Source organism: Gemmobacter aquarius (assembly GCF_003060865.1).
Lineage (GTDB): Bacteria > Pseudomonadota > Alphaproteobacteria > Rhodobacterales > Rhodobacteraceae > Paragemmobacter > Paragemmobacter aquarius.
The window spans coordinates 3,554,664-3,575,458 of the sequence record NZ_CP028918.1; the positions used below are offsets into that span (position 1 = coordinate 3,554,664).

The 20,795-nt window shown below is 63.9% G+C and carries 19 protein-coding genes; 12 read left to right on the forward strand and 7 right to left on the reverse strand.

Going from position 1 to position 20,795, the window contains the following annotated elements; all coding sequences use genetic code 11:
• Positions 1-336: 336 nt before the first annotated feature.
• Positions 337-729 carry a hypothetical protein gene (locus tag HYN69_RS21250; RefSeq protein ID WP_216824624.1) on the forward strand — a complete coding sequence of 131 codons (393 nt, stop codon included), beginning with the start codon at positions 337-339 and terminating at the stop codon, positions 727-729.
• 16 nt (positions 730-745) lie between these two features.
• Positions 746-2,017 (forward strand): glycosyltransferase, encoded by a 1,272-nt coding sequence (locus tag HYN69_RS17215; RefSeq protein WP_108436821.1) that lies wholly within the window; start codon positions 746-748, stop codon positions 2,015-2,017.
• On the opposite strand, the gene HYN69_RS17220 is transcribed toward HYN69_RS17215, so the two are convergent.
• Together HYN69_RS17220 and HYN69_RS17225 are read right to left on the reverse strand one after the other, a co-directional pair.
• A complete protein-coding gene (locus tag HYN69_RS17220; RefSeq protein ID WP_108436822.1) occupies positions 2,010-2,636 on the reverse strand; it encodes a transglutaminase-like cysteine peptidase in 627 nt (208 codons plus the stop codon). The genes HYN69_RS17215 and HYN69_RS17220 overlap by 8 nt on opposite strands.
• A 198-nt stretch (positions 2,637-2,834) precedes the next feature.
• Positions 2,835-4,664, reverse strand: coding sequence for a heavy metal translocating P-type ATPase (locus HYN69_RS17225; protein ID WP_108436823.1), 1,830 nt, complete (start codon positions 4,662-4,664; stop codon positions 2,835-2,837).
• A gap of 265 nt (positions 4,665-4,929) precedes the next feature.
• On the opposite strand from HYN69_RS17225, the gene HYN69_RS17230 reads away from it, so the two are divergent.
• From HYN69_RS17230 to HYN69_RS17240, 3 genes are all read left to right on the forward strand, one after another.
• On the forward strand, positions 4,930-7,014 hold the full coding sequence (locus HYN69_RS17230) for a hybrid sensor histidine kinase/response regulator (protein ID WP_159082514.1): 2,085 nt from the start codon (positions 4,930-4,932) through the stop codon (positions 7,012-7,014).
• 135 nt (positions 7,015-7,149) lie between these two features.
• The gene (locus HYN69_RS17235; RefSeq protein ID WP_108436825.1) at positions 7,150-7,545 is read left to right on the forward strand and encodes a response regulator; all 396 of its coding nucleotides are present in this window, start codon (positions 7,150-7,152) and stop codon (positions 7,543-7,545) included.
• Between the two features lie 4 nt (positions 7,546-7,549).
• Positions 7,550-9,574 (forward strand): PAS domain-containing hybrid sensor histidine kinase/response regulator, encoded by a 2,025-nt coding sequence (locus tag HYN69_RS17240; RefSeq protein WP_108436826.1) that lies wholly within the window; start codon positions 7,550-7,552, stop codon positions 9,572-9,574.
• A 12-nt stretch (positions 9,575-9,586) separates the two neighbouring features.
• Here HYN69_RS17240 and HYN69_RS17245 read toward each other — a convergent pair whose 3' ends face one another.
• The 3 genes from HYN69_RS17245 to HYN69_RS17255 all read right to left on the reverse strand — a co-directional run bounded on the left by HYN69_RS17245 (position 9,587) and on the right by HYN69_RS17255 (position 12,108).
• Entirely contained in the window at positions 9,587-9,910 is a 324-nt protein-coding gene (locus HYN69_RS17245; protein WP_108436827.1) for an Hpt domain-containing protein, read from the reverse strand.
• On the reverse strand, positions 9,907-10,860 hold the full coding sequence (locus tag HYN69_RS17250; protein WP_159082515.1) for a response regulator: 954 nt from the start codon (positions 10,858-10,860) through the stop codon (positions 9,907-9,909). The genes HYN69_RS17245 and HYN69_RS17250 overlap by 4 nt, the downstream gene beginning before the upstream one ends.
• A 132-nt stretch (positions 10,861-10,992) precedes the next feature.
• Positions 10,993-12,108, reverse strand: a complete 1,116-nt coding sequence (locus HYN69_RS17255) for a HupE/UreJ family protein (RefSeq protein ID WP_108436829.1) — start codon at positions 12,106-12,108, stop codon at positions 10,993-10,995.
• An 85-nt stretch (positions 12,109-12,193) separates the two neighbouring features.
• On the opposite strand from HYN69_RS17255, the gene HYN69_RS17260 reads away from it, so the two are divergent.
• The 3 genes from HYN69_RS17260 to HYN69_RS17270 all read left to right on the forward strand — a co-directional run bounded on the left by HYN69_RS17260 (position 12,194) and on the right by HYN69_RS17270 (position 15,371).
• Positions 12,194-13,009 carry a DUF4198 domain-containing protein gene (locus tag HYN69_RS17260; RefSeq protein WP_159082516.1) on the forward strand — a complete coding sequence of 272 codons (816 nt, stop codon included), beginning with the start codon at positions 12,194-12,196 and terminating at the stop codon, positions 13,007-13,009.
• 74 nt (positions 13,010-13,083) lie between these two features.
• Entirely contained in the window at positions 13,084-13,668 is a 585-nt protein-coding gene (locus HYN69_RS17265; RefSeq protein WP_108436831.1) for a TRAP transporter small permease subunit, read from the forward strand.
• The gene (locus HYN69_RS17270; protein ID WP_108436832.1) at positions 13,665-15,371 is read left to right on the forward strand and encodes a TRAP transporter large permease; all 1,707 of its coding nucleotides are present in this window, start codon (positions 13,665-13,667) and stop codon (positions 15,369-15,371) included. Before HYN69_RS17265 ends, HYN69_RS17270 begins: the two co-directional genes overlap by 4 nt.
• Positions 15,372-15,425: 54 nt before the next feature.
• Here the strand turns inward: HYN69_RS17270 and secB are convergent, their stop codons facing one another.
• Entirely contained in the window at positions 15,426-15,932 is a 507-nt protein-coding gene (secB, locus tag HYN69_RS17275; RefSeq protein WP_108436833.1) for a protein-export chaperone SecB, read from the reverse strand.
• A 58-nt stretch (positions 15,933-15,990) separates the two neighbouring features.
• A complete protein-coding gene (locus HYN69_RS17280) occupies positions 15,991-16,455 on the reverse strand; it encodes an FxsA family protein (RefSeq protein WP_108436834.1) in 465 nt (154 codons plus the stop codon).
• 137 nt (positions 16,456-16,592) lie between these two features.
• On the opposite strand from HYN69_RS17280, the gene HYN69_RS17285 reads away from it, so the two are divergent.
• The 4 genes from HYN69_RS17285 (at position 16,593) to HYN69_RS17300 (ending at position 20,753) form a co-directional block, all read left to right on the forward strand.
• The gene (locus HYN69_RS17285) at positions 16,593-17,249 is read left to right on the forward strand and encodes a Tim44/TimA family putative adaptor protein (RefSeq protein ID WP_108436835.1); all 657 of its coding nucleotides are present in this window, start codon (positions 16,593-16,595) and stop codon (positions 17,247-17,249) included.
• The gene (gene mltA, locus HYN69_RS17290; RefSeq protein WP_108436836.1) at positions 17,249-18,259 is read left to right on the forward strand and encodes a murein transglycosylase A; all 1,011 of its coding nucleotides are present in this window, start codon (positions 17,249-17,251) and stop codon (positions 18,257-18,259) included. Before HYN69_RS17285 ends, mltA begins: the two co-directional genes overlap by 1 nt.
• 1 nt (position 18,260) lies before the next feature.
• Positions 18,261-18,851 carry a Smr/MutS family protein gene (locus HYN69_RS17295; protein WP_108436837.1) on the forward strand — a complete coding sequence of 197 codons (591 nt, stop codon included), beginning with the start codon at positions 18,261-18,263 and terminating at the stop codon, positions 18,849-18,851.
• A gap of 171 nt (positions 18,852-19,022) precedes the next feature.
• Positions 19,023-20,753, forward strand: coding sequence for a methyl-accepting chemotaxis protein (locus HYN69_RS17300; RefSeq protein ID WP_108436838.1), 1,731 nt, complete (start codon positions 19,023-19,025; stop codon positions 20,751-20,753).
• Positions 20,754-20,795: the final 42 nt, after the last annotated feature.

A 20,795-nucleotide genomic window follows, 5' to 3' on the forward strand; every position in this document is an offset into this window, starting at 1 on the left:
CCGGACCGACGGGGCCGACAGGCGAAACTGGGCCAACAGGGCCGACAGGCGAGACCGGACCGACTGGGCCGACAGGCGAGACCGGACCGACGGGGCCGACCGGCGAGACCGGACCGACCGGGCCGACAGGCGAAACCGGACCGACTGGGCCGACCGGGCCTACGGGGCCGACCGGGCCTACGGGGCCGACCGGGCCTACGGGGCCGACCGGGCCAACTGGACCGACCGGGCCGACTGGCGGGACCCACGGGGGCAATGGCAACTCTTCGAATTGCAACGGCAATTCGTGCAATAGCAACGGTCAGGGCGGCGTAGACACCCCCGGCAATCAGGGCCATGGCAGTCAGGGCGGCCAAGGTGGTCAGGGCGGCCAAGGTGGCCAAGGTGGCCAAGGTGGCCAAGGTGGCCAAGGTGGTCAGGGTGGCCAAGGTGGTCAGGGTGGCCAAGGTGGCCAAGGTGGTCAGGGTGGCCACAACGACAGCCATGGCGACGACCACGGTGGCGATGACGACGACCACGGTGGCGATGACGACGACCATGATGGGGACGACGATGACCACGGTGGTGATGACGACCATGGCGGTGATGACGACGGCGGTAACGACTGAACCGAGCCGGAGCCTTGATTTCCCGACGCCCGATCCGGGCGTCGGGGGGTCGGAAAGTGCTGGTGCCGCTGTGTCTGAACGTATCGGGGCCGCGCATCAGCGCGGCCCTGTTTTGTGTTGAACCCGGAGAACCTCTCGTGTCGAGCAAGCCCGTCATCGTTTTTGTGTCGTCGGTGTATCCGAGCCAGCATTCCCCGCTGTGCGAAGAATTGAACCGCAGCGGTCTGGCGGAAGCCTGGTTCATGACCCACCCGAGCCATGCGGCGAAATACGGACCCACGGCGACAAATGTGATCCCGTTTCAGCCCGACGGCGATATCATGGGCGAGCCGCCGTATTTCTACCTTGGCAAGCAGGATCGTTCGGCGCGGATCTCGCGCGGGGTGCTGACGGCTTTGCAGGCCTTCGAGGCCGAGAAGAAAAAGAAGATCGACGTGGTGGTCTGCCACTATTTCTGGGGGTCGCCGCAGTTCCTGTATGACGAGATCGACGCGGCGATCGTGAGTTACGTGGAGTATCCGAGCTTTCGCATGCATGGCTGGGATCCGAAATATCCGCCGACCGAGGGCCAGAGGCTTGCGGATGTGCAAAACGAGATGCTGACCTTTCATCAGGTGGTGCGAAGCGATCTGACGATCGTGCCGACCGAATTCGCCAAAAGCCTGCTGCCGGTGGAGTTGCAGTCCCGGGCGCGGGCGCAGTTCGAGGCGATGGAGTTCGGCGACCTGACGCCGCATCCGCGGACGGAAAAGCGGTTCACCCTGGCCTTTTCGGCGCGCGATCTTTCAAGCTGCAAGGGGTTGGAGCTTTACGCGCGGGTGGTGGACCGTCTGGTCAAGCGACGGATAAAGATGCGGTTTCTGGCAATTGGCTCGGAAAAGACGGCGACCTATAGTTTCGAGCCGCAATGGCTGGAGACGACCTATGGCAACAAGGACATCTCGTTTCTCGAGCATCTGATGGTGCATCATTCCGGGGCGCGGGCGATCGAGGCGCCGGGGCGGATGCCCTATGACGAATTTTCCAAGCTGCTCTCGCAGGTGGATTTGTTCCTGTATCCGTTGAAGAACGGGGTGGGCAATTGGGGGATCGTCGAGATCATGGCGCGGGGCGGGTGTGTCATCGCGACCGACAACGCCTTTCTGCCCGAGATCATCAAGGACGGGGTGAACGGGGTGCTTTTGCCCGACGATGCCGACGATCTGTGGGTGGAAAAGGTCATCGAGCTGAGGAACGACCCCGAACAACGGGCGCGGCTTTCGGCTGCCGCGCGGGAAACGGGGCTGTCGTATCGGGCAGAGCTGCTTGCGCCGAAGTTCATGCAGCTGTTCTACGAGGCCATGGCGATCCGCGACAGGCGCATGGGCAGGGCTGCCGCTGTCGTGCCGATGCGGGCGGCGGTCAGCTGATCTTGGCCAGCACGCCGCCTGCGAAGACGCCGACCCAGCGGTCGGGGCGGCGCGGGTCTTGCAGGCGCAGGAAGGTGTAGCCGGTGTCGCGCCAGTGTTTGATGCGGCCGGTCATGTTGTCGAGGACGAGGTCTTGGGTGCCGGTTCGCAGGATCAGCACGGCGTGCGACCGGCGCTGACGGTCGAGCACGGTGGCGATGAGCAGTTGGTCGGGCGAGAAGCCTGCCTGTATCAGCATCATCTTCTTCAACATCGCGTAGTCTTCGCAGTCGCCGCCACGGGCGGTGGGAAGGCTCCAGCGTTCGGCGATGGACCATTGCGCCTGATCCGACACGGGGCGGACCTTGCGGTTTGCGACGGTGTTGATCTTTTGCGCGACGGCCATGGCGGCAAGGTCGATCGGTCGGGTCTTGCCGGTGCGGGCGCAGGCCCAGTCATACCGGGTGCAGAGGCCCGATGCGCCCGCAGGGGCAGAGACCGAGGTTTTGGTCGGCAGCATGTCACGCAGGGTCTTCTTCGCGTCGATGGCATTGGCGGGGTGGGCAAAGGACGCGAAGATGGCAAGCGACAGCACGCTGCCCGCAACCACCTTTGGCACAAAATCTTTCATCCGGCGCATGGCATTCCCCCTTGGGCGTGACCTGTGACGGGTTGAACTTGATTAACAAGCGCGACGATCCTTCGACCGAAGCAAGGCAATTTGTGGTTGAGCGGAAGTGCACCGATCTGTTGCGGGATTGGAAACTGCATGGGTTTTCAGCCGGTTAGAACCGGAAGGGCGCAGCAAAGCGGGCGGGAATGGGGCGAAAGGGCAGGATCAGGCGCGGTCGCTGCGGATCGGGTCGAACAAAAGGCGCAGGCCGTTGAGGACGACAAGGACGGTTCCGCCTTCGTGGCCAAGCACGGCGAGGGGAAGCGGCAGGTCGAAGAAAAGCCCGCCGGTGACAAGGACCGCCATGGCGCCCAGCGCGAAGATCAGGTTCTGGCGGATGATCGCGGCGGTGCGGCGCGACAGGCGGTGCGCGGCGGCAAGGCGGGCCATGTTGTCGGACAGCAGGGCGACTTCGGCGGCTTGCAGGGCGACTTCGGAGCCTGCGGCCCCCATGGCGATGCCGACATCGGCGCGGGCAAGGGCGGCGGCGTCGTTTACGCCGTCGCCGACAAAGGCGACACGGCCACGGGCGGCGAGGTCGCCGACGAGGCGGACCTTGTCTTCGGGCAACAGGTCGGCGTGGATTTCGTCGGGCTTCAGGCCAAGGCCCTGGCCGATACGCAGCGCGACGGGGCGGCGGTCGCCGGTCATCATGACGATTTCGGCGATGCCCGCGTCACGCAGGGCCTTGATCCCGTCGCGAGAGGTGGGGCGGGGTTGGTCGGCCACGGCGACCGCGCCGAGAAGGGTTGCCCCGCGCCCGAGGTAGACCACGGTTTCGGCCCCGTCTTGCAGGCTGGCAAGGGCGGGGTCGGTCAGGTCCGCGCCCATATGGGCGGCCATGCGGGGGTTTCCGGCCCAGAGGGGGCCTGTGGCATCGGTGCCGGTTATGCCTTCGGAGGGGTGGGTGGTGACGCCTGTCACGGTGGCGGCGGTCAGGCCACGGTCGTCGATGGCGCGGCGGATGGCATCGGCGATGGGGTGTTCGGATTGCGCCTCGATCCCGCCGATGAGGGTGAGGAGGGTGGCTTCGTCGGTGGCAAGCGGGACGAGGCGCGTCACCTCGGCGCGGCCGGTGGTGAGGGTGCCGGTCTTGTCGAAGGCAAAGGTGCGGACGGTGGCGAGGGTTTCGAGCGCGGCGCCCCCCTTGAACAGCACCCCGCCACGGGCTGCGGCGGACAGGGCCGAAAGGATGGCGGCGGGAACCGAGATGACAACCGCGCAAGGGCTGGCGGCGACAAGCACGGTCGCGGCGCGGTAAAGGGCGGTGTCGAAGGTTTGGCCAAGCGCGAGGAACAGCAGGAACAGGGCGATGGACCCGCCAAGGACGGCGATGGTGTAGCGTTGGCCGAACCATTCGGAAAACCGCTCGGACGGGGCTTTTTGCGCCTGTGCCTGAGTGACCATGGTGATCATGCGGGCAACGGTGGATTCGGCGACGGGGCGCAGCACCTGCACGGTCAGGACCGTGTGCAGGTTCACGGTCGCCTCGAACACGCGGTCGCCGGGGGATTTGACGACGGGAATGGATTCGCCGGTGATGGTGGATTCATCAAGGCTGCCCGCGCCTTCGGTGATGTGGCCATCGACGGGGATGCGGGCACCGGGGCGGATGATGACGCGGTCGCCGGTGACAAGTGCGCCGACGGGAACTTCGGTCACGCTGCCATCGGGCGCGAGGCGGTAGGCATTTTCCGGGCGCAGCGACATGAGGGCTTCGACGGCGCGGCGGGCTTTGCCCATGGCGCGATGTTCCAGCATCGACGAGAGGCGGAAAAGGGTAAGCAGCACCGCGCCTTCGAGGGCGGCACCAACCGAGGCGGCGGCAAGCGCGGCGATGACCATGAGCAGGTCGACGTCGAGGACGCGTTCGGTGACCAATTCGCGCAAGGCGGTGATCGCAGCGGGCGCGCCCCCGGCAAGAAAGACGAGGAGGAGCGCGATTTCGGGCGCGGGCAACGGTGTGACGAAGGAATGGACGACGGCGTAGGCCATTCCGGCAAGGGTGAGGATGGTGAGCCAGAGGTCTGCCTTGTCGGACAGAAAGGGTTCGTGCGAATGTTCGGACACGGTCGCGCCTGCGGGTTGGGACGGGCAATTTGACCACGCCGGACCTGCGCGGACAACGTGTTATTCTGACATGCCGCAATGGCTGGCAAAGACCCCGCCACGGATTCGCCACGAATCTGGCACAGAAAGCGCGGTGCGGTCAGCAAATCGCCCCATTCGCATGGTTCGGCTTTCACATGCGGAGGAGCTGATGGATATTCCGGTAGCTTTTGAACCCGAAGACGGGCGTGCAGTGGAGAGTCTGGTGTCTGATCAGGGCATACCGCAGTCTGGCCCTATGGACGCCGTGAGCCGCGATCTGTTGGCGGCGCGTGCCGAGAGGGACGCGGCCGAAGCGCATCTTCTGGGGATCATCGAAGGGGCCGAGGTTGGAACCTTCGAGCTGAACCTTGCCACCAATGCCTTGCGCGTGGGTGGACGCTGGGCGGCGATGCTGGGGCGCGATGCCGAGGCGAACAACGTGTTCGAGTTCCTCGATTTCCGTGATCTGGTGCACCCTGACGACCAGCCGAACATTCCGATGCCCGGAACCGCGTTGCCCGACAATGACGACGGGTTCATGGAGCTTGAATTCCGCATGCGGCATGACGCGGGGCATTGGGTGTGGATTCTGTCGCGCAGCCGCGTGACGGCCCGCGATGCCGAGGGGCGGCCGATCGCTACGGCGGGGGTGCATCTGGATGTGTCGGACCGCAAGCGGCTGGAGCAGGAAAACCGCGCGAGCCGCGCCTATCTGACCGAGGTGATGGATACCTCGATTGCCGCCTTGGCGGTGTTGGACGAGGCGGGGCGGATCACCTATGCCAATCTGGAAGCCGAGCGGATTTTGGGGTTGAGCCGTCCCGATATGCGGGGGCGGGCCTATAACGATCCGGTCTGGCGGGTCGAGCGGGTGGCGGGCGGGCCGCTGCCGGATGAGGAATTGCCGTTCCGGCAGGCGACGCGCACGGGCGGGACCGTGCGCGACATCCGTTTCGCGATCCACTGGCCGGACGGGACGCGGCGCGTGCTGTCGGCCAATGCGGTGCCGCTGAGCCATGCCGACGGGCAGCGGCAGGTGGTGGTTTCGTTTTCCGACATCACCGAGCAACTGGCCGCGACCGCGCGGCTGGAAGAGGCGCGTTTACGCGCCGAGGAGGTGAGCCGCGCCAAGACGGTGTTTCTGGCGAACATGAGCCACGAAATCCGCACGCCGCTGAACGGGGTGCTGGGGATGGCCGAAGTGCTGGATGCGGTGGTGACGGTGCCTGAACAGCGCCAGATGATCGCGACGATCCGGCGGTCGGGCGAGACGCTGCTGACGGTGCTGAACTCGGTCCTCGACATGTCGAAGATAGAGGCGGGCAAGATGGAGCTGGAAGCGGTGCCGCTGCTGGTTTCGGAAATCGTGGCGCAGGCCGAGGCGGTCTATTCGGTGCAGGCCGAGGAAAAGGGGCTGGAGTTCGAGGTTTTCGCCCATGCGGGGGCCGACCGGCCACGACTGGGTGATCCGCACCGGATTGCACAGGTGCTGAGCAACCTTTTGTCGAATGCGATCAAGTTTACCGAAAGCGGCGGGGTGGTGGTGAAGGTGTCGATGAAGCCGGGGCGTCCGGTGACGTTCGACATCAGCGATACCGGCGTAGGCATGAGCGAGGCGCAACTGGCGCGCGTGTTCGACAGTTTCGAGCAGGCGGACGGGTCGATGACGCGGCGGTTCGGCGGGACGGGTCTGGGTTTGTCGATCGTGCGCGAATTGGTCGAATTGATGGGCGGGCAGATTACCGTGACCAGCACGCCGGGGACGGGAACGCGGGTCAAGGTGACGCTGCCGCTGGCCGAAGCCGCCGAGGCGCCACGGGCGCGGGACGAGGTGGAGGCAGAGCCGGACATTTCGGTGCTGGCGGGGCGCAGGCTTCTTGTGGCGGATGACAACGTGACGAACCGCATGGTTCTGGCCGAGATGCTGGCCCATACCGGGGCGGTCATATCGCTGGTCGAGAACGGGCAAGAGGCGGTTTCGGCCTGGCGCAAGGCGGAAGCGGCGGGGCAGGCGTTCGACGTGCTGCTGCTCGACATCACCATGCCGGTGCAGGACGGGCTGAGCGCGCTGATGGAGATACGGCGCATCGAGGCCGCGCGGGGTGGCGCAAAGGTGCCCGCCGTGGCCGTGACGGCCAATGCGATGCCCAATCAGGTTGCCGATTACATCATGGGCGGCTTTGACACGCATCTGGCCAAGCCGTTCAAGCGCAAGGACCTGCTGCACGCGGTCAGGTCGCTTCTTCTCGTCTGAGTTGCAGACTCTTTCGTATAGCGATTGGTAGATATGTAAATCTTTGTTTAAATGGTTTAGTATTTTACCACATTCTCGCCCCTAAGCTGTGTTTCAATGCGCATGGCGAAGGGCAAATGACGGGATGCTTTCAAGATGAGTGAACAAGCGCCGGACCAGAAATTCCGTGTCCTGCTGGCCGAGGACGACGAGGTGAACCAAGAGGTCATCCGCGCCTTTCTTGCCGGACAGTCGCATATCGACCTGACGGTCGTCGGGGACGGGCGGGCGGCGCTTGAAGCGGCGTTGGGCGGGCGGTTCGATCTGATGCTGTTTGACCACAACATGCCGCATATCACCGGCGACCGCGTGATCCGCTATCTGCGGTCGGGCAATTCAAACAATTCGCGCACGCCGGTCGTGCGTTTTACCGCCGAGGCGGACCATGCGACGATCCGCGAAAGCGAAGGGCTGATCGATGCGGTGCTGCCCAAGCCGCTGCGGGCCGACATGTTTCTGAACACCATCGAAACCATTCTTCGCAAAGGCTGAACGGATGACCTTTGAGTCACGGGCCAAGCCTGCCGAGGATGACGGGCATGTCACGCCCGCGGCGCTGATCCGTGGCGAGGAGCGGTTGCGCGATGTGATCGAAGGCGCGCAGGTCGGCACGTGGACATGGGATTTCGACACGGTCAGCCAATTGGTCAACGATGTCTGGGCGCGGATGCTGGGCTATGATCTGGCCGAGCTGTCGCCCGTGACCTATGACACCTGGAGCCGGATCATCCACCCCGATGACCGCGCCATGCTGGAGCGGTTGATCGACGCCTGCCTGACGGGGGCGCAAAACGGGTACGAGGCCGAATACCGGATGCAGCACCGGGACGGGCACTGGATCTGGGTGCTGGACCGGGGCCGCGTGGTGCGGCGCAAGGCGGACGGGTCGCCCAAGATCATGGCGGGCATCCAGATCGAGATTTCCGAACAGAAATCGCGCGAGGCGGCGCTGATCAAGGCCAAGGCCGAGTTGGAACGCGCGCTGGCGCAGCGGGCCAGCGCCGAGCAGCGGTTCATCGATATCGCGGCGGTCAGTGACGGCTGGTTCTGGGAGCAGGACGCGGGCCTGCGCTTTTCGTTCCTGTCGCAGCCGGAATATTTCGAGCAGATCGGCGTGCCTCCGTCAAACATCATGGGCAAGACCCGCGAGGAATGGCTGGAGCTTTACCCCGATGTGCGGGCGAGTGCAGATTGGGAGCTGGTGCTTGCCGCGCTGCGCGAGCGGCGGGCGTTCCGCGATTTTGTCTATCGCGCGCCGGAATTGCCCGATGGCGAGGAGCGGTGGTTCCGCATTTCGGGCGCGCCGGTGTTCGATGCGGCGGGGGCGTTTCTGGGCTATCGCGGCGTCGGGTCGGATGTGACGCAGCTTTACCTTGCCAAGGCGCGGGCCGAAGAAGCGAGCCGGACGAAATCGATGTTCCTTGCCAATATGAGCCACGAGATACGGACGCCGCTCAATGGTGTGCTGGGGATGGCCGAGGTGCTGGAGTCGAGCCTGACCAACCCCGAACACAAGCGGATGATCGGAACGATCCGGCGGTCGGGCGAGACGCTTTTGAACATTTTGAACGACATACTCGACATGTCGAAGATCGAGGCGGGCAAGCTGGAGCTTGAGGCCGTGCCGTTCAGCCCGATGGAATTGGCCGAGCGGGTCGAGGATTTGCACAACTTGCGGGCCGAGGAAAAGGGGTTGGATTTCGAGGTGCTGGTCAGTTCCGGCGCCGAGGGTGCGCGCGTGGGCGATCCGTTCCGCGTGCAGCAGGTTTTGCACAATCTGGTGTCGAACGCGATCAAGTTCACCGATCACGGAGCGGTCACGGTCAAGGTTTCGGGGCGGCGCGGGTCGCCGCTTACGCTGGAGGTAAGCGATTCGGGGATCGGGATGACTCCGGACCAGATTGCGCGGCTGCATGACGAATTCACCCAAGCCGACAGTTCGGTGACGCGCCGCTTTGGCGGCACGGGTCTGGGCATGGCGATCACGCGCAACCTTGTGCACAAGATGGGAGGCGAGATCACGGTTCATTCCGAGACGGGGACAGGCACCACGATCAGGGTGACGCTGCCGCTGCCGGAAACCGATGTGCAGCCGTCGGGCGCGCGGGGTGTGGCCGTGCCGCAGATCGAGACGCGGCTGGACGGGCTGCGGATTCTGGCGGCGGATGACAACGGGACCAACCGGTCGGTGCTGGAGCTGATGTTGACGCGCTGCGGGGCCGAGGTGACGACGGTTTGCGACGGGCTGCAGGCGGTGCAGGCCTTCGGGCCGGGGAAGTTCGACGCGATCCTGCTGGATATCGCGATGCCGGTGATGGACGGCAAGGCGGCGCTGCACGAGATCAGGCAGAAGGAAGCGGCGCTGAACTTGCCCCCCGTGCCGATCGTTGCGGTGACGGCGAATGCGATGCAGCACCAGATCGTGGAATACCTGATCTGGGGCTTCGACAGCTGCGTGTCGAAGCCGATCACGATGTCGGAAGTGGCCAAGGTGGTGCGGTCGCTGCTGCGGCGGGCGTAGGACGCGCCGCTTTCAGTCACGCGGCAGGGTTTCCAGCGATTCCATCAGCGGATCGAGTGCGACGATGATTTCGGCACCGGTCGCGCCAAGGGCCACCAGACGTTCCACCTCGGCCGCGAGATGACCGATTTGGGCGTAGCCGAGAGTGGATGCGGTTCCGGCGATCTTGTGCGCGATGCCGCCGATTTCGGCCAGCGCCTCGAACGGGGCGTTACCTTCGGCGTAGCGCAGGCGGGCATCTTCCAGCGCGTCGAGCCGTTCGCCGGCCAGACGGCAGAAAAGCCGCTCGGCGGCGGCAAGGGGCGAGGCGGCGAAGCTGGGGGCGGCGTGGGTCATGCGACCATCTGCCCGGATTTGCCGCGTTTTTCGGGCGGGGCTGTGGCGGCAGCTATCGCGCGTTCAAGCATGCGGGTGGGTTTTGTGGGCGAGAGGAACGAGGAACGGGCGATTTCGCCCACGCGGACCTGCGGGACGGGCAGGCGGTCGGTGGCGTAGATCGCCTCGAAATCCATCAGGCCGATGTTGATCATGATTTCAAGGTCTTCGGTGGTCTGGCCCATGTCGCGTTCGGTGATGCAGACGAAGGTGCCGCTGCCGGCATAGGCGATCTTCACATCCTCGGCCTTGAGCGAGTCGACGATCTGGGCGCCGACATCGCCGAGCATCTGGATATAGGTGGCCCCCGAGGCCTTGTTGAAGATCATGCTGGCGTTCTTGACGTGGATGCCGAAGGCGGCGGTGGCATACATGCGTTTGACGCCGAGGGTGAGGAGGTAGTTTTCCATCGCCAGAAACTCTATCCCTCGGTCGAAACCGGGGATGAGGAGCGGCGCGCCGAAATCGGCGTTGATGTCGACCTGTGCGGCGCGCTGGCCGACGAGGCGGGCGAATTCGGCAAGGCGATGGCGTTCGGACAGCAGGCGGGCGACCATGCCGATGCGGGCTTTCAGCTCGATCATATCAAGCGGTTTGGTAATGTAGTCGGTCGCCCCTGCGGTGAAGGCGTCATCGACGAAGCTTTTGCCGGCCATGGCGGTGATCATCAGGATCGGGGTTTGACGATAGGCAGAGCGCAGGCGGATGGCCGTGGTCAGCGCCGTGCCGTCAAGGCCGGGCATCTGCATGTCGGACAGGATGCAATCGTAGATCTGGGTCGAGGTATCCACCTCGTGCAGGGCCTGTTCGGCGCTGGCAACGGTGGTGACGTGGCCGTAGCCGATGGCCTTGAGCATGCCGGCAAGGAGTTCGAGGAAAACCGGATCATCATCAACTGCAAGAATTCTCATGTTAAATTGCCCGTCCCTGTCTGCAAAACCAATACTGCATCGAAGCCATGCCATCCGACCCGCCTGACAATCTGCGCGGGAATCAAGGCGGGAATTTGGCTTGTTAAGATTGATTAAGGGGCAAGGGGCGGTTCAGCCGAGAATCCGTTGGAAAAACCAGAAGGCACCGACGGCGGCGATTGCCCCGCTGGCCGGGATGCTGATGCGGGCGCGATACCACGGTTTGGCGCCGAACCACAGGCCGACGAGGAGGAAGGCGGCTGTGATGACGGCGAGTTGGCCCAACTCGACACCGACGTTGAAGCCGATCAGCGCGGGGAAGAAGCCACCTTCGGGCAGGCCGATTTCACCCAGGACCGAGGCGAAACCGAGGCCGTGCAGCAGGCCGAAGGCGAAGACGACGAAGGGGCGCCAGCGGCTGAGACCATCGGTCAGGATGTTTTCGACCGCGACGAAGACGATCGAGGCGGCGATGATCGGCTCGACGATGGAGGCAGGGACGGTGACATATCCCAGCGCGCCGAGACCGAGGGTGACGGTGTGGGCAAGGGTGAAGGCCGAAACCTGCCACAGAAGCGGGCGCAGGCGGGTCGAGAGGAAGAAAAGGCCGAGGACAAAGAGGATATGGTCAAGCCCCTTTGGCACGATATGGTCAAACCCGATGGGGATATAGGCTGCGAAGGCTTGGGTCGGCGACATGCGGTCGCCGCCTGACAGAGAGATGGGGTCGGACATCGCGCCCGCTTCGAGGTAGCCATCATAGGGTTTGTCGACGCCGTTCTGGCGGATGACGAGCGCGCCGAATTGCGCGGCCCAACCGATTTGCACCGATGTGGCACCTGCGGGCACGGGGGCTGTGAAGCTGATGGTCGAGGCGCGGGGAAGCGAGACATCGCCGACTTCGGGGACGGAAACGCCTGTGAGGGTAAGGGGTTGGTCGGCGCCGTCGATGCGGACAAAGACGCGCGGAGCCATGCGGGGCCAAAAGCTGCGGAAGCGGGATTCGAGGGCTTGGGGGGCAAGGGCGCGCAGGCTGTCGTAATCGGCGGCTTGCGGTGCGGCGTTGGTGTCGGCCGTGGCGGTCAGGTCGATGCCCGCGACGAAGCCTTCGAGGTTGGTGCGGATGTCGACGGTGAGGGTTTCGCCGGTTTGCTGGAAATCGCCGATTGCGGGCAGCACTTCGTGCGCGGTGGCAGGCTGGGAGAGGAGGGCCAAGGCGATGCAGAGGGAGCGCAGAGATTTCAGCATCTTTTTCTTCCTGTTCGCTTGCTTGGCCGCCACGTTGGACAATCTATGGCTGACGGGCCAGAATCAACCTGATGGGAGATACGGAATGTCTTTGCTGAAGTTTCTGGCGGCCGCCGCGTTTCTGGCAGGAAGCGCGGGTGCCTCGGCGCACGAGTTCTGGATCGCTCCGGACGATTATGTGGTCGAAGCGGGGCAAGAGGTGAAGGCCGATCTGCTGGTCGGGTCGTTTCTGGTGGGCGAGGCCTATCCGTGGCTGACGCGCAACCGCGTGGCGGCGCATGTCTATGGGCCTGACGGGGATGCCGAGATCACGGGACGCGAGGGGGATATGCCTGCGCTGCGCTTTACGCCCGGGGGCGAGGGGCTGCATCGGGTGATTTTCCACTCGCAGCCCGGTTTTGTGGTGTTCGACAAGCCCGAGACCTTTCCGCATTATCTGGAATACGAGGGGCTGGATTGGGTGCTGGCCGCGCATAAGGCGCGGGGGTTGCCGGAAACGGGGTTCATCGAACGCTACATCCGCAACGCCAAGGCGCTGGTGCAGGTAGGCGAGGCTTTGCCGGAACAGGTGGATGCGCCCACGGGGATGCCGTTCGAGCTGACCGCGTTGCAAAACCCCTATGTGGCGGGGCAGGGCGCGGTGGAAGTGGCGCTGACGTGGCAGGGGCAGGCGGCGGCGGATGTGCAGGTGGCGATATTCGTGCTGCCGCCGGGGGGCAAGGCGCCCGATGACATGGTGCGGACGCTGGTTCGGACAGGCGCGGACGGGCGGGCTTCGGTGCCGTTGGAATTGGCGGGCGATTACATGCTTGCCGCCGTGCATATGGAGCCGCTGGAGGGAGACGTTGCCGCCGTCTGGCAAAGCCACTGGGCGACCCTGACCTTTCAGATCGCAAAGTGACCCAGCGTCAAGCACAACGGCAAGTTGACGAAACGAGGGGTGAAACCCTAGCCTGACGCAAAGCGGAGGGGCGAATGCGGGGATTGCTGACGGTTTCAGCCTTTATCGACCGGATCAACGAGGTGATCGGCAAGGCGATGGCCTGGCTTATCCTGATTGCCGTGCTGGTGAGCACGGCGAATGCCGTCATCCGCAAGGTGTTTTCGGTATCGAGCAATGCCTGGCTGGAGTTGCAGTGGTATCTTTTCGGCGCGGCCTTTCTGCTGGCGGCGGCCTATACGCTGAAACAGAACGAACATATCCGGATCGACATCGTTTACGGGCGGTTCTCGCGCAAGGTGCAGCACCGGATCGACCTGTTCGGGCATCTGGTGTTCCTGATGCCCTTTGTGACGCTGATGATATGGTATCTGGTGCCCTATGTGGCGCGGTCTTTCCTGAATGGCGAGGTGTCGACCAATTCGGGCGGGCTGGTGATCTGGCCCGCAAAGGGGCTGCTGCTGGCGGGGTTTGCACTGTTGTGGTTTCAGGGTGTGTCCGAGATCATCAAGAAAATCGCGGTGATGCGCGGGGCGATACCCGACCCGAACCCGTTCATATCCGCGCATGAGGCGGCGGAACGCGAAGGGGCCATGCTGGCCGGAGAGATCAAGCCATGATGGAGTTCATCGCGCTGAACATGGCGCCGATCATGTTCGCCAGTCTGGTCGTTTTCCTGCTGCTGGGCTATCCGGTGGCATTCGCGCTGGCGGCGAACGGGTTGTTGTTCTTTTTCATCGGGGTCGAGCTTGCACCGCTTTCGGGCGGTTCGATCACGCTGGATTGGCCGCTTTTGAACACGCTGCCCAACCGGTTCTGGGGGGTGATGTCGAACGAGACGCTGCTGGCGATACCGTTCTTTACCTTTATGGGGATCGTGCTGGAACGAAGCGGCATGGCCGAGGACCTGCTTGATACCATCGGGCAGTTGTTCGGGCCGATCCGCGGCGGTCTGGCCTATGCGGTTATCTTTGTGGGGGCGCTGCTCGCGGCGACGACGGGGGTGGTGGCGGCGAGTGTGATCGCGATGGGGCTGATCAGCCTGCCGATCATGCTGCGCTATGGCTATGACCGGCGGATCGCGAGCGGGGTGATCGCGGCGAGCGGCACCTTGGCGCAGATCATTCCGCCATCGCTAGTGCTGATCGTGCTGGCTGACCAGTTGGGGCGGTCGGTCGGCGACATGTATACGGCGGCGATGATACCGGGGCTGGTGCTGACGGGGATCTATTGCCTTTACATCTTTGCCATGTCGATGCTGCGGCCCGACAGCATGCCTGCGCTCCCGCTCGAGGCGCGGACGCTGGGGCATGGGGTGACCTCGCTTTTCGTGGCGGTGGGCGTCTGTATCCTGATCGGGTTTGGCGCGCATCGCTGGCTTTATGCCACGCATGGCGCGAATGCCGATGTGCTGGGGGCCACGGTCGCCGTGGTGTTCATCTATGGCGTGGCGGTGGCTGACAAAGGGCTGAAGCTGGGGCTGATGTCGCGGCTGGCGCAGCAGGTGATCATCGTGCTGATCCCGCCGCTGGCGCTGATCTTTCTGGTGTTGGGCACGATCTTTCTGGGTATCGCCACGCCGACCGAAGGCGGGGCGATGGGGGCGGTTGGCGCGCTGCTGCTGGCCGCTGCCAAGGGGCGGCTGAATTACGGGGTGGTTTCGCAGGCGCTGACATCGACCGTGCGGCTGTCGGCGTTCGTGATGTTCATCCTGCTGGGCGCGCGGGTGTTTTCGCTGACGTTTTACGGGGTGAACGGGCATGTCTGGGTGGAACACCTGCTGACTTCGTTGCCCGGAGGGGAAACGGGGTTTCTGATCGCGGTTTCGGTGCTGATCTTTTTGCTCGCGTTCTTTCTGGACTTCTTCGAGCTGGCTTTCATCATCGTGCCCTTGCTGGTGCCTGCGGCGAATGCGCTGGGGATCGATCTGATCTGGCTGGGGATCATCCTTGGCGTGAACATGCAGACGAGCTTCATGCACCCGCCCTTTGGATTTGCGCTGTTCTACCTGCGGTCGGTCGCACCCCGTTCGCCCTATACCGACAAGGTGACGGGGCTGCGGATGGACGGGGTGGCCACAAGCCAGATCTACTGGGGCGCGGTGCCCTTCGTCGTCATTCAGGTGGTGATGGTGGGGCTGGTGATCGCCTTTCCGCAGATGGTGATGCATTACAAGGGCGAAGCGGTGGACCCTGCGACGATCGAGATGAAGCTGCCGGAATTGCAGCCGCTGGGTGGTGGGTTGGGGGGCGGATTGGGCCAAGGTTTGGGGACCAACAACGCGCTTGGCGGCGGGTTGGGGCAGCCGGTGATCCAGCCTTGACATGAAAAGACCCCCGACACGGCGGGGGTCTTTTGTCTGCCTGACCGCTTGGCGTCAGTGGGCGGGCGTTGCGGGCGTCTGGGCGCGGCGCGCAGCTTCCTGACGGTAGAGAGCCAGAAAATCGACGGTGTCGATGTTCAGGGGCGGGAAGCCACCGTCGCGCGTGACGTCCGAGATGATGCGCCGCACAAAGGGGAACAGCAGGCGCGGACATTCGATCAAGAGGAAGGGGTGCAGTTGTTCCTCTGGCACGCCTTCGACGTGGAAGATGCCGCCGTATTCGACTTCGAGGATGAACAGCGCCTCGCCGTTCGCCTTGTTCTTCGAGGTGACCTTGAATTTCGAGATCACATCGTACTGGTGATCGCCCGTGCGTTTGCGCGCATCGAGGCTGACGCCGACCTGAATGTCGGGCTGCACGTCGCTGCTGGTGATACCGTTGCGGGCGACCATGTTTTCGAACGACATATCGCGCACGAATTGTGCCAGAACCTGCATTCTTACCTGCGGCGCAGCGGCCTGATCGGCGGCACCGTTCGCGCCGTTTGTTTCCTCGGCCATCGCTTCACTCCTTCGACAAAACCGGCTTGGCGCTTCCTAGCAGGTCAGGCGGGCACTCTCAATGCCGCGTCCATCCCGAAGGCGGCCGCGTCTGGTTCGGGTCCACTTCGGTGAACTCGCCGTCGATGATGATGCCGTCGGCACGGCGTACCGGCTGGTCGGATTGCATCGAGGTGACGCCGAAACGGCGCACGATCAGCGCGATGAGGAGGAGACGCACCGGAGGGATCAGCAGAAGAAGGCCCAGCGCGTCGGTCAGGAAACCCGGCAGGACCAGAAGAACGCCTGCAAGCATACGCAAGGCATCGGACCCTGCCGCAGCCAGCGGATTGCGGAGCGATGCCATGCCGGCACGCAGCCGCCCTGCCGATTGCAGGCCCTGACCGCGCAGGATTGCCACGCCCAGAACGCCGGTTCCGAGCACCCAGAGCAGCGTCAGCCCCAGCCCGAGGGCCGAGCCGAGCGTCACGAAAAGTGCGATTTCGAACAGCGGCCAGATCAGAAAGACAACGAAAACGGGCATCCCCTTGGCTCCTCACGGGTAATTCAGCAGGCCGCGCCATAGACACAGGCAGTCCTGCCCCCTACATAAGGGTTGATCGACACAAGTACCAACCCCCACGCCCTGCCGCATCGTGGCATCGCACGTCCGAGGTTCATATGAATTCGTCTCTGATCCAGCTGCTCGTTCTGGCCGGGATCGCTGTTTTCCTGATCATCAAGCTGCGTGCCGTGCTTGGCACGCGTGAAGGCTTTGAAAAACCGCCGGTCCCGCTTGATACGCCCGTTCGCCCCCGACGCGATTTCGAGGTGATCGAGGGCGGGCCAGACCGCGACATCACCGACAACGTTCCCGAAGGGTCGCCCGCCGCGCAGGCGCTGGCCGCGATGAAGGGGGCAGAGCCTTCGTTTTCGGTGGTTACATTCCTGTCGGGGGCGCGCGGGGCCTACGAGATGATCCTGATGGCCTTTGACAAGGGCGATCTGGACAGTATCCGCCCGTTTATCGGCGCCGATGTGGAACACAGCTTCGGCGAGGCGATCGAAGCGCGGCGTGAACAGGGGCTGACGATCGAAAGCAAATTCGTGGGCATGCGCGAATTGGCGCTGCAGGATGCGACGTTTGACGCCACCACGCGCGAGGCCGAGGTTTCGGTGCGTTTCGTGGGCGAGATCACCAGCGTGGTGAAGAACGCCGAAGGCGAGATCGTCGAAGGCAAGCCGACCGAGATCAAGCGGCAGCGTGATGTCTGGACCTTTGCCCGCAAGATGGGTGCGAACGATCCGAACTGGCAACTGGTCGCCACCGGGGACTGATGCGTGCCGGTCTTGCAACCTTTGCCCTCGCGGCCTTGATGACAGGGGCGCCCGCGCGGGCCGAGGTGTTGCAGTTTGCCGACCTGTCGGGTTGGGAGACCGATGACCACCGCGCGGCGCTGACGAGCTTTCTGGAAACCTGCGACCTGATCGACGGGGCGGATTGGCGGCCGCTGTGCAACCTTGCCGCCGATGCCGCGGCCAGCGACCGGACCGCGCGGCAGTTTTTCGAGCTGTTCTTTCGCCCCGTGGTGATTGGCACGCCGCCCGCGCTGTTCACCGGATATTATGAACCGGAATTCGACGGCTCGACCGTTCGCACGCCGCGCTTTACCTATCCGCTTTACAGCCGCCCGCCCGAATTGCGCGATGGTGTGCAGTATCTGAGCCGCGCGGCAATAGAAGGCGGGGCGTTGCGCGGGCGCGGGCTTGAAATCGCCTGGCTCGACGATCCGGTGGATGTGTATTTCTTGCAGGTACAGGGGTCGGGCCGGATCAGGATGCCGGACGGGCGGACGCTTCGTGTCGGCTATGCCGGGCGCAACGGGTTCGAATACCGGTCCGTCGGTCAGGAAATGGTGCGACGTGGCACGCATAGGATGGATCAGGTGTCGGCGCAGGAAATCGCGGCCTATGTGCGGGCCGGGGCGAGCGATCTTTTGTCGATCAACCCGTCTTATGTGTTTTTCCGCGAGGTTGACGTGCCCGCCGAAAAGGGGCCGATTGGCGCGATGACACGGTCGATCACGCCGATGCGAAGCGTGGCAATCGACCCGGCCTTTACCCCGCTTGGCGCACCGGTCTGGATCGACAAGCAGGGGGCCAACCCGATCCGCAGCCTTATGGTCGCGCAAGATACCGGCGGGGCGATCAAGGGGGCGCAACGGGCGGATATCTTTTACGGCACCGGTCCAGCGGCGGGCGATGCGGCAGGGACGGTCAAGGACGGGGGCCGCATGGTCGTACTGCTACCCATCGACCGCGCCTATGCGATGCTGGACGGGTTGTGACATGGCCCGCCGCCGCCACCTGCGCCCCGAGGAAGAGGAAATCTGGCATGCGGTCGCCCGCACCGCAAAGCCGATGCACGCGCCGACCATGCAACGGCGGATCGAAACCCAGCCGCCCGAGCCTTTGCCCGAGCCGGTGAAACAGTACAGCCCGATGTTCCAGCCGTTCCGCCTTGGCGAAAAGGCCAAGCCGCGTTCGGGCCATGATCTTGCGCCTTCGATCCGCGACAGTCTTTCGCAAGCTCCGGTGCAGATGGATGCCAAGGCATTTGGCAAAATGACGCGGGGCAAGCTTTCGCCCGAGGCTCGGATCGACCTGCACGGCATGACGCTGGCCGAAGCGCACCCCGAACTGATCAGGTTCATCCTGAACGCGCAATCGGACGGGTTGCGGCTTGTGCTGGTGATCACCGGCAAGGGCAAGCGGCGCGACGATACCGGCCCCATCCCGCAGCGGATGGGCGCGCTGCGCCATCAGGTGCCGCAATGGCTGCGTATGGCCCCGCTTGGGCCTGCCGTGTTGCAGGTCGCCGAGGCGCACCTGAAACATGGCGGATCGGGCGCTTACTATGTCTATTTGCGACGTAGATAGGCCGGTTTTGAAAAAACGTGCGACGTTCAGGGATTGCCCGCCACGAGTCAAGGCGAAGCGACGCTTTCCGTACCGGACGTGAAAATAAAGACGATTTCGGGTCGGGCGCTGTAAACCTTGGCCGTTTCGCTCCGTTCTCTGCGCCGTGAGGGTTTTTCCAGGAGCGTTGAGATGGACACGAATACGGCGATGGCGAACAGCACGGACCTGTTCGATGGTGTGACGCCGAACGAGGCGGTGCAGATTCTTTCCAGCCCGATCATGCTTGCGGATGGCGATATGGTCATCCGCTTCGTAAACGAGTCGGCCTATCAGATGTTCGAGGCGATGGAGGCCGATATCCGCAAGGATCTGCCCCATTTTCGGGCGCGCGAGGTTGTGGGAAAGCCGATCGACGTGTTCCACAAGAACCCGATCTACCAGCGGCGGTTGATGGACGGCCTGTCGAAACCCCATGATGGCAAGTTCACAATCGGGGGAAGGGACCTCGCCTTCCGCGCGACGCCGCGCAACAATGCGGATGGCAGCCTGCATTCCGTCTGGGTCGAGTGGAAGGACATGACCGCCGCGCTCGAGAGCAAGCGCCAGATCGAAGGGATTTTCGCCGAAATCGGCAACATGGCCAACGCGCATGCCGAGGGACGCATTTCGGTTTATATCGATCCGTCGAAACATCGCGACGAGCTGAGCGATCTTGGACGGCGGGTGAACGAGATGGTGCAGGGACATATCGCGACGAAGAAAAAGATCATCGCCTGTGCCACCGCCTATGCCGCCGGCGATTTCAGCTACGAGCTGGAACGTTTTACCGGCGACCGCGCCTTTATCACCGAAGCGATGGACGCGATCCGCCACAACTTTCGCCGCGTCGTCGATGAAATCCGTGATCTGTCGAACGCCATCGTCAGCGGCCGCCTTGACCGCAAGGTCGAGCCTGACCAGTTCACCGGCGAATTCCGCGAGATCGTCGCTGCCTTTGCCCAAGCCTATAACAGCCTGAACGAATCGTTCCACACCATCACCACCCAGATCGACCATGTGGCCACGAGCGTCAGCCAGATCACCGACAGCAGCCAATCGCTCGCCTCGACATCGCAGATCACTTCGGCTTCGGTCGACGAGGTTTCGGCTTCGGCCGAACAAACCGACGTTCAGGTAAAGGCGAATGCGGTCGCGGCCGAAAGCGCCAAGGAGTTGATCATGTCGTCTTCCCGCGTGGCCGAGACGGGCCGCGAGAAGATCGGCCAGATGGTCAATGCGATGGAAGGCATCCGCGCCTCGTCGCAGGACATCGCAAAGATCATCAAGGTCATCGACGAGATCGCGTTCCAGACCAACCTTCTGGCGCTGAACGCCGCGGTCGAGGCGGCGCGGGCCGGACAGCATGGCCGTGGCTTTGCGGTCGTGGCGCAGGAGGTTCGCAACCTTGCCGGACGTTCGGCCAAGGCGGCCAAAGAGACGTCGGACCTTATCGAGGATGCGGCATCGCGCGTGCAATCGGGCGTCAAGATCGCGGACGAGACGCAGGCCGCATTCCTGAGCATTGCGGATGACGTCAAACGGTCAGAGGTGCTTGTGACATCGATCGCGTCGTCCAGTCAGGAACAGTCGCGCGGCGTGGCGCAGATCACCACCGCGATCGGCGAGGTGGCGAAGGGTGCAATGTCGACCTCGGCGCAGGCTGACCAGCTTGCATCTTCGGCGAACGAAATGCGGGCTTCGACCGAAGCGGTGCGCGAGGCGCTTTCGCGGTTCAAACTCGCGGCCAAGGGTCGGACCAATCCGGTCGTGCTGCAGGGGCTGCCCGAAAACCTGATGGCGCAGATTCAGGATATGATCCGGTCGCATTCCAAGGCACCGACCCTGTCGGACAGGGTGGCGCAAGGGTTGGCGGGCATCTGACGGAAATGGCCTGCGATGGCCCGGCACAAGCGCCGGGCCGTC